This is a genomic window from Streptomyces sp. NPDC050164, assembly GCF_044459945.1.
GTDB lineage: Bacteria > Actinomycetota > Actinomycetes > Streptomycetales > Streptomycetaceae > Streptomyces > Streptomyces coeruleorubidus_A.
On the sequence record NZ_JBITJK010000090.1, the window covers coordinates 1 to 3615 of the forward strand.

Annotated in this window: 3 protein-coding genes and 1 pseudogene; 2 read left to right on the forward strand and 2 right to left on the reverse strand. The window is 68.6% G+C overall.

What is annotated here, in order from left to right:
- Window positions 1–91: 91 nt before the first annotated feature.
- Entirely contained in the window at window positions 92–811 is a 720-nt protein-coding gene (locus ACIBNA_RS44910; RefSeq protein WP_399171270.1) for an SIMPL domain-containing protein, read from the reverse strand.
- A gap of 161 nt (window positions 812–972) precedes the next feature.
- Between ACIBNA_RS44910 and ACIBNA_RS44915 the strand changes: the two genes are divergently transcribed.
- Window positions 973–2778, forward strand: a complete 1806-nt coding sequence (locus tag ACIBNA_RS44915; RefSeq protein ID WP_399171272.1) for a bifunctional metallophosphatase/5'-nucleotidase — start codon at window positions 973–975, stop codon at window positions 2776–2778.
- A gap of 88 nt (window positions 2779–2866) precedes the next feature.
- Window positions 2867–3019 (forward strand): annotated as a pseudogene (locus ACIBNA_RS44920) (IS630 family transposase); the annotation flags it as partial.
- On the opposite strand, the gene ACIBNA_RS44925 reads toward ACIBNA_RS44920, so the two are convergent.
- Complete coding sequence (locus ACIBNA_RS44925; RefSeq protein WP_399171274.1) at window positions 3020–3385, reverse strand: hypothetical protein; 366 nt, start codon at window positions 3383–3385, stop codon at window positions 3020–3022. It lies immediately after the preceding pseudogene.
- Window positions 3386–3615: the final 230 nt, after the last annotated feature.

A 3615-nucleotide genomic window follows, 5' to 3' on the forward strand; every position in this document is an offset into this window, starting at 1 on the left:
GTCGAGAGCTTGGGGGAGTCGGCAACCGACGACAACGCCGCAGAGGTGCGTGCCAGACCCCGCGTCTGCGGCGTGATCCAAACGACAGGCCCTAGAGCTGCGGCGGCACCATCGTGAAGCGGGCGTTGATCTGGGCGTGGACCCGCTGGCGCTGGGGTTCGAGGTCGAGGGGGGCCGCCGGGGCGCCTTCGGCGGCGGCGCCGAAGGCGGCGGAGCGCGCGCGGCCGGGGGCCTGGGGGTAGGGCGGCGGGGCGTTCTCGGCGCCGATGTCGGCGAGTTCGACCAGGGCGGAGAGGGTGGTGCCGAGTGCCTCGGCGTACTCGCGGGCGCGCTGGACGGCTTCCCGTACGGCCTTCTTACGGGCTTCGCGGTGGGCGGGCGAGTCGGGGCGCAGGGCCCACCAGGGGCCGTCCACGCGGGTGAGTTCCAGGTCGGCGAGACGGGTGGTGAGTTCGCCGAGGGCGGTGAAGTCGGTGAGTTCGGCGGTGACGTGGACGCTGCCGTGGTAGGTGCGGACGCGTTCGCCGCGGCCGTGCTTGGTGAGTTCGGGGGTGATGGAGAAGGCGCCGGTCTCCAGGCGTTCGACGGCGTCGCCGTAGGACTTGACGAGGTCGAGGACGCCGGCGTTGCGGCGGGTGAGGTCGTCGAGGGCGGAGCGGCGGTCGCGGCCGCGGGCGGCGACGGTGATGCCTATGCGGGCGATCTCGGGGTCGACTTCGAGGCGGGCCTCGCCGCGGACGGCGATGCGGGGGGCGTCGGGTGTGCCGTAGGGGACGGCGGGCTGGGAGGGGTCTGCCGTGGGCGCGGTCATACGCCCCACTCTGTCACGTCTTGGCTGGCCACGGGCGTGGAGCCGGTGGGTCGAGTCATCAGATCGCAACCTGGCGGGGCTGTTGCTGCCGGTCATGAACGGGTCAGAATCTACGCGCGTTATCTACGCGCGTCGTTCACAGATTCCGCGAGGAGCCAGACATGCCGTTGAACCGCCGGAAGTTCCTGGAGAAGTCCGCCGTGACCGGGGCGGGGGTGGCGCTGACCGGTGCGGTCGGGGCGCCGGGTGCGCAGGCGGCCGAGGCGCGCGAGGGCGAGCGGGGCGTGAAGCGGTACGCCTTCACTGTGCTCGGGACGACGGACCTGCACGGGAACGTCTTCAACTGGGACTACTTCACGGACCAGGAGTTCGACGACAAGAACCACAACGACGTCGGTCTCGCCAAGGTCTCGACCCTGGTGAACCGCGTCCGCGAGGAGAAGGGCCACCGCAACACGCTGCTGATCGACGCGGGCGACACCATCCAGGGCACGCAGCTGTCGTACTACTACGCCAAGGTCGACCCGATCACGGCCGAGGGCGGCCCGGTGCATCCGATGGCGCAGGCCATGAACGCCATGGGTTACGACGCGGCGGCGCTCGGCAACCACGAGTTCAACTACGGCATCCCGGTGCTGCGGAAGTTCGAGCAGCAGTGCCGTTTCCCGCTGCTGGGCGCGAACGCGCTGGACGCGAAGACGCTGCGGCCCGCTTTCGCGCCGTACAGCATGCACCGGCTGCGCACGCCGTTCGGGCGGGATGTGAAGGTGGCGGTGCTGGGTCTGACGAACCCGGGGATCGCGATCTGGGACAAGGCGAACGTGCAGGGGAAGATGACGTTCCCGGGTCTGGAGGAGCAGGCGGCGAAGTGGGTGCCGAAGCTGCGGTCGATGGGCGCGGACGTCGTCATCGTGTCGGCGCACAGCGGTTCGTCGGGGACGTCGTCCTACGGTGACCAGCTGCCGTACATCGAGAACGCGGCCGGGCTGGTGGCCGAGCAGGTGCCGGGCATCGACGCGATCCTGGTCGGGCACGCGCACACGGAGATCCCCGAGTACTTCGTGACCAACAAGAAGACGGGCAAGCAGGTCGTGCTGTCCGAGCCGCTGAAGTGGGGGCAGCGGCTCACGCTCTTCGACTTCGAGCTGGTCTGGGAGAAGGGCTGCTGGAAGGTCGAGAAGGTGGGCGCGCAGGTCCTCAACTCCAACACCGTCGAGGAGGACCCGAAGATCGTCCGGCTGCTGTCGGACGAGCACGAGAAGGTCGTGGCGTACGTCAACCAGGTCATCGGCACGAACGCGGCGGAGATGACGTCGGCCGAGGCGCCGTACAAGGACGTGCCGATCATCGATCTGATCAACCGCATCCAGGCGGACACGGTGAAGCAGGCCCTGGCGGGCACGGAGCACGCCGCGCTGCCGGTGCTGTCGCAGGCGGCGTGCTTCTCGCGGTCCGCCCGGATCCCGGCGGGCGAGGTGACGATCAGGGACGTGGCGGGTCTGTACGTCTTCGAGAACACGCTGGAGGCGCGTCTGATGACGGGTGCGCAGATGAAGGCGTACCTGGAGTTCTCGGCGAACTACTTCGTGCAGACGGCGCCGGGTGCTCCGGTGGATCCGGCGAAGCTGACGAACGCGAACGGCACGCCGGACTACAACTACGACGTGGTGAGCGGTCTGGCGTACGAGATCGACATCGCGAAGCCGGCCGGTTCGCGGTTGACGAACGTGCGGTTCGAGGGGCAGCCGCTCGCGGACGACGCGAAGTTCGTGTTCGCGGTGAACAACTACCGGGCCAACGGCGGCGGCAACTTCCCGCATGTCGCCGCCGCGCGGTTGCTGTGGTCGAACTCGGAAGAGATCCGCAACACCATGATCGCCTGGGTGAAGGCGAAGGGGTCCATCGACCCGGCCGAGTTCGCGGCGGTGGACTGGAAGCTCACGCGGAACGGCACGCCCGTCTTCTAGTGCGGTGACCTGAAGCGATCACCGGGTTGGTGCTGACTCGCCTCGCGTCGGTCGGATGCGGTGACATCTCCGGCAGAAGTCGCAGCGGATCGTGCGGCGGGGCGGCACCAGCACGGTGCGGTTCCGCAGGGCGATGATGCTGCCGGCGTCGGCGGGCGGGAGCGGCGTCCCGGTGATCGCGCGTCCCGTGCAGGCCGACGAGGACACTGTCCGTGACGTCATCCACTGCTTCGACGAGATGTCAGCTCTGCCTGACAGCGCGTTCGATCCGATATTGCTCTGCCAGCTCCTCGAACTGTCCGGCAGCAGCCGCGCGCACCGTGACTGGCCGGGTCTCACCCACAACGCCGCGCACCTGGTCAGCCACCTGCGCGGCCCGCCCGCCCGGCGTATAGACGCCCAGGACAAGGACCTTGGCCTCGATGCCGTCGTCAGCCTGCTCGTCGTCACCCAGGGTGAAACTCCACGGCACGTCACAGGGCGGCCTGTGGTCGGGGTCCGGACACAGCAGACGCTCGACCGGCTCCTGCAGCGCCAACGCTTCCCGCACGCTCAGGCATCCGTGAATCCGGATTTCGTACACCCCAGGCTCATCCACAGCCACCATGTCTCCCTCATGCTGTCAGCACCGCTCCGTGACCTCGACGGTAATGAGCACAGAGCAGCACCGCATCAGGTCTCTCCCCTAGGTGATGACGATTCGATACTCGGCGACGAGCCAGCAGCCGCCCCGGTGATCGTTCCCCCCGTTATGTTCTTCGCGGTCCTGCAAGAGGGCCGCTGGCCTCCGGGTCCGGCATGACTGTGTCCCCCTGTCGAACGGATGACCTGGGGGGT

Coding starts and splice junctions, on each gene's coding strand:
- ACIBNA_RS44925 (WP_399171274.1), bottom strand. CDS start 3,385: ATGGTGGCTGTGGATGAGCCTGGGGTGTACGAAATCCGGATTCACGGA.
- ACIBNA_RS44910 (WP_399171270.1), bottom strand. CDS start 811: ATGACCGCGCCCACGGCAGACCCCTCCCAGCCCGCCGTCCCCTACGGC.
- ACIBNA_RS44915 (WP_399171272.1), top strand. CDS start 973: ATGCCGTTGAACCGCCGGAAGTTCCTGGAGAAGTCCGCCGTGACCGGG.